The 4,671-nt window shown below is 34.5% G+C and carries 4 protein-coding genes and 1 pseudogene; 2 read left to right on the top strand and 3 right to left on the bottom strand.

All coding sequences use genetic code 11. The features are described 5' to 3' along the window. Positions 1-155 precede the first annotated feature (155 nt). The gene (locus B3J44_RS14465) at positions 156-1,382 is read right to left on the bottom strand and encodes a bifunctional folylpolyglutamate synthase/dihydrofolate synthase (protein WP_286969187.1); all 1,227 of its coding nucleotides are present in this window, start codon (positions 1,380-1,382) and stop codon (positions 156-158) included. 130 nt (positions 1,383-1,512) lie between these two features. On the opposite strand from B3J44_RS14465, the gene B3J44_RS14460 reads away from it, so the two are divergent. Further along, the gene (locus B3J44_RS14460; protein WP_286969184.1) at positions 1,513-2,208 is read left to right on the top strand and encodes a MotA/TolQ/ExbB proton channel family protein; all 696 of its coding nucleotides are present in this window, start codon (positions 1,513-1,515) and stop codon (positions 2,206-2,208) included. A gap of 3 nt (positions 2,209-2,211) precedes the next feature. Next, positions 2,212-2,607 (top strand): ExbD/TolR family protein, encoded by a 396-nt coding sequence (locus B3J44_RS14455; protein ID WP_008464192.1) that lies wholly within the window; start codon positions 2,212-2,214, stop codon positions 2,605-2,607. A 235-nt stretch (positions 2,608-2,842) separates the two neighbouring features. On the opposite strand, the gene B3J44_RS14450 is transcribed toward B3J44_RS14455, so the two are convergent. Both B3J44_RS14450 and B3J44_RS14445 read right to left on the bottom strand, forming a co-directional pair. After that, a complete protein-coding gene (locus B3J44_RS14450) occupies positions 2,843-3,748 on the bottom strand; it encodes an energy transducer TonB (protein ID WP_286969183.1) in 906 nt (301 codons plus the stop codon). Positions 3,749-3,984: 236 nt separating this feature from the next. Next, positions 3,985-4,671, bottom strand: a pseudogene (locus tag B3J44_RS14445) (amino acid dehydrogenase); the annotation flags it as partial.

The following is a 4,671-nucleotide window of genomic DNA, read 5'->3' as shown; positions in this document are numbered from 1 at the left end:
TGTGATTGCGAGTGCAAATATACGCCTGTTTTTGAGTTCTGCAAGCAAAAAACAATAAAAAATAAAACTTTTTTAAAAATAACTTATATCTATTTGTTTATGAATTTGTTATTAAAAAGAATTTTTTAAGTTTTTTTCTAAATCAAAAGTATATTTTAGTCCAAAGGCAATTCGGCAACGACAAAAGTGCTTCCGCCAACGTAAATAAAATCATTTTCTAAAGCATTTTTCTTTGCTTCCGCGAAAGCGATTTCAACAGAATCGTATTTTTCTCCTATTAAGTTGAATTTTTCAGCCGCATTTTTTAAAGTTTCAGCAGGCAAAGCTCGTGACGAATTTGGATGGCAGAAATAATATGTCGCTTCTTTTGGAAAAAGTGGCAAAATAGAATCCAGATCTTTATCATTCACAACGCCCAAAACAATATGAAGTTTTTCGTATTTCTCATTTTTCAGCTGATTCATCACAACCGACAATCCGTGTTTATTGTGAGCAGTGTCGCAAATGATTTTCGGGTTTTCTCCCAATTGCTGCCATCTTCCTTGTAAACCAGTATTTTTTACAACATGCAATAAACCTTCTTTTAATTGTTCAATCGAAACTTTAAAATCGGTTTGACTATTAAGGATTGAAATTGTCTGCTGAACCGTCTTTTTATTATGAAACTGATAATCTCCAATCAAGTCCGACAAATAAATCTGATCAATCAAATCTGATGCAAAATAAATCGGCGCATTGTTCTCTTCGGCTTTAGCCAAAAATACAGGTTTAGTTTCGTCATTATATTCGCCAATAACAACTGGAACATTCGGTTTTATAATTCCCGCTTTTTCTCCAGCAATCGCTTCCAAAGTATTTCCTAGAAACTGAGTATGATCTAAACCAATATTGGTAATTACCGAAACCAAAGGCGTAATAATATTAGTAGCATCCAATCTTCCACCCAAACCAACTTCGATTATAGCAATGTCTACTTTTTCTGCAGCAAAATAATCAAAAGCCAATCCAACCGACATTTCGAAGAAACTCATATCATTGGCTTCAAAAAAATCTTTGTGTTTCGCAACAAATTCAATAACAAACTCTTCCGAGATTTCTTTACCGTTTATTTTAATTCTTTCTCTAAAATCTTTCAAGTGCGGAGAAGTATATAATCCGACTTTATAACCTGCTTCTTGTAAAACAGAAGAAAGCATATGCGAAGTAGAACCTTTTCCGTTTGTTCCCGCAACGTGAATGCATCGCAATCTGTTCTGCGGATTATCAAGATGGGCTGCCAATAATTTGATATTCGTTAAATCTTCTTTATACGCAGAAGCACCTTGCAATTGGTACATTGGAAGCTGATTAAACATCCAATTGGTAGTTTCTTGATAGTTCATTTGTTTAGATAAAATGGTTGTTGATTGAAATAAATTTCGATTTTTGTAGTTTAATATTACAGCGAAAATTATCTTTATTGCAAATTTCAAATATTTTTTAGAATTAATTATTAAAAACCAGAATTAATATATGTTTAGTTTTATTCAGTTACAAACAGATACAATCGCAAATGCTTCAAATGTAGTGGTCGAAAAGATCGCAGCACCGCAAAATGAAATTTCAATGTTTGGCTTCATCATGAAAGGAGGAGTGTTCTTAATTCCAATCGCGATTTTATTGTTTTACACTATTTACCTGATTTTTGAACGTTATATGTACATCAACCGTGCGTCTAAAATCGACAGCAGATTAATGCAAGATATTAGCGAAAAATTACATTCTGGAAATATCGAATTGGCAAGAACAATTGTAGAAAGAAATAATACTGCAGCTGGAAATATTTTAAAAGAAGGCGTTTTGGTAATTGGAAGACCAATTTCTGAAATTGAAGCCAATATGGATCGTGCTGCCGATATCGAAATTGGCGAAATGGAAAGACATTTAGGTCACTTAGGACTTATTGCTGGTATTGCGCCAACATTAGGTTTCATTGGAACAATTTCTGGGGTTATCAAGATTTTCTACAGTATTTCGGTTACAGAAAATATTAGTATCGGAAATATTTCTGGAGGTTTGTACGAGAAAATGATCAGTTCAGGTTCTGGATTAATTGTGGGTATTATTGCTTATAGCGCTTACCACTTATTAAACGGAAAGATTGATAATTTTGCTTTAAAAATTCAGAAACAGATTTTAGAATTTGTCAATATAATTCAAAGAGCATAAGCCATGTCTATTAAAAGAAAAAGAAGATTTCACGCCGAAGTTGCGACTTCATCTTTGAGCGATATCATGTTTTTCCTGCTGTTGTTTTTCTTAATTATCTCAACACTGGCAAATCCGAACGTGATTAAGATGACATTGCCAAAAGCTAAAGCGAATGAAAAGACAAATAAACAATTAATTAGTTTATCGGTTACAGAAGATAAAAAGTTCTACATTGACAAACAGGAAGTAGATTTTGAAAATCTAGAGACGAGTTTAATGTCAAAAATAGGAACAGATAAAGAACAAACTGTTGTAGTTCGAATTCCGTTTAACTTACAAGTTCAAGATTTAGTAGATGTTTTACAGATAGGAGTGAAGAACAATTTGAAGTTTGTAATTGCTACAAGTCCAAAATAGTCATTGCGAGGAACGAAGCAATCACATAAGGAATGTGTTACAATCTTGTCATTTCGACGAAGGAGAAATCTCCACAAGTAGCTCCGCAACGAAAATCCAATCTTTGTAGAGTTTCTCGCGAAGATTTCTCCTTCGTCGAAATGACAAACTTGATGAAATAAAAAAGGCTTTCAGATTTCTGAAAGCCTTTTTCTATAATAGCAGATTTAATGTAAATCTGTGTAATTCGTGTTTTTTAATCCAAACTGAAATTATAAATAATTTTTCCAACTTGTTTTGCAGGAGCATCACTGTCAGATTCCCATTTGGTATTCATTGCTGCGATTCTAGCTTGATCCAATAAGCATTTTGCAGTATTTGTTGTTCCTTTAATTCCTGGTGTTGCGCTTATCGTTTTTCCGTTTTGGTCAACACTTACTTCAACAACGACTTTTCCTTCTTCGTTACAAGTATATTTTGGTGCAGGTTTAGATAAGGCTTTTCTGTTTCCTAGAGAATATCCAGATCCGCCACCAGAACCGCCACCAGTTCCTGCTCCGTAACCGCTTCCGGTTCCTATGCCATTTCCAGTTCCGTTACCGCCTCCAGTTCCTCCGCCAGAACCGCCACTTCCGTAATAACCATTAGAGTTTAAACTTCCGTTTGCTTTTCCTTTGTTTCCTGCAGTTTTGTCATCTCCGTCTCCGCCTTTGTTGGAGCCTTTCATAATGCTGGCTAAGGCATCGTTTGTCGAATTAGAAACTTTTGGTTTTTCCGGTACAGGTTTTTGTACAGGTTTCTCAACAGGAACAGGCTTCTTCGGTTTTTCTTTTGTCGGAATTACAACGTCATTTTCTGTTGTTGTGTTTTCCTGCGTAATTATAGATTCTTCTTCTGGAGTTGTTTTTGCAGGAGCTTGTTTCACATTATTTTTTACATCCAAAACTTCGCTTTTATAATTGGCTCCAGAACCTAAATCGCTATCTCCGAAATTTACTGTAACGCCTCCGCCACCTCCGCCACCATCAGCAAGAGCAACATTATTTTCAGGATTATAAGGAGGCCAAAAGCGTATAAAAAACAGCAACGCAATAACTACCGCATAAATAGCGATTGTGAATAGTAATGATTTCTTTTGATCTGAAGAAATAGAGGAACTCATTTAAATTCTGAATTTTGAAATGTATTATTTTAAAAACGTTTAAAAGTAGTAAAAATTGTTTAGAATGAAAGTCTCCGATTTATTTTGCGTCGAATGTTTTTCCCGCAGATTTGGCAGATTGAGCAGATTAAATTTAAAGCAAAAAAAAATCTGCATAATCTGCCAAATCTGCGAGAAACAAAAAAAGGATCAAATTTAAATTTGATCCTTTTTTAATAAAGTAGAATATATCTTTACTATACCAACTGTTTCAATGCAATCTCAAAAGCAGTTGCACTAATATTTGTTTTAGACGAACTCAAAGCGTGAGCTTTTACAATCGCATTTTTAATGGTATCAGATGTATCGTTAAAAATAGCCTCATCGGTCATTTGAACTTTTTTCTCCATGAAATAAGCAAAAACTCGTGCCATTCCGCAGTTAGAAATAAAGTCAGGAATTAAACTTACTTTACGGTCTACTTGTTCCATGATAGAACCAAAGAAAATTTCTTTGTCTGCAAAAGGAACATTCGCACCACAAGAAATTACTTCTAATCCGTTTGAGATTAAGCTGTCTATTTGTGTTTGAGTTACTAATCTTGAAGCGGCACAAGGAGTGAAAATCTCAGCACCAATTGTCCAGATTTTAGAATTGATTTCTTCAAACGGAATCATATTGTCAGCAACTAATTTATTTCCGTCTTTGTTTAAAAACAACGTTCTAATTTCTTCAAAAGAAAAACCTTCTTCTTTTATTAATCCGCCATCGCGATCAATGATTCCGATAACTTTTGCTCCCATTTCAGCTAAATAGAAAGCTGCTGCCGAACCTACGTTTCCAAAACCTTGAACGATTGCTTTTTTACCTTTAATGTCTCCGCCGTAAGTTGCGTAAAAATGACGAACTGCTTCTGCAACACCAAAACCAGTAATCATGTCGGC

This window comes from Flavobacterium sp. UBA4854 (assembly GCF_002399805.1).
In the GTDB taxonomy this organism is placed as follows: domain Bacteria; phylum Bacteroidota; class Bacteroidia; order Flavobacteriales; family Flavobacteriaceae; genus Flavobacterium; species Flavobacterium ginsengisoli.
The sequence above is the reverse complement of the archived record's forward strand: the minus strand, read 5'-3'. Positions and strand labels throughout refer to the sequence as shown.

Excerpts from the sequence above, each read along its gene's own strand:
- B3J44_RS14460 (WP_286969184.1), top strand. The coding sequence starts at position 1,513 with ATGTTTAGTTTTATTCAGTTACAAACAGATACAATCGCAAATGCTTCA.
- B3J44_RS14465 (WP_286969187.1), bottom strand. The coding sequence starts at position 1,382 with ATGAACTATCAAGAAACTACCAATTGGATGTTTAATCAGCTTCCAATG.
- B3J44_RS14450 (WP_286969183.1), bottom strand. The coding sequence starts at position 3,748 with ATGAGTTCCTCTATTTCTTCAGATCAAAAGAAATCATTACTATTCACA.
- B3J44_RS14455 (WP_008464192.1), top strand. The coding sequence starts at position 2,212 with ATGTCTATTAAAAGAAAAAGAAGATTTCACGCCGAAGTTGCGACTTCA.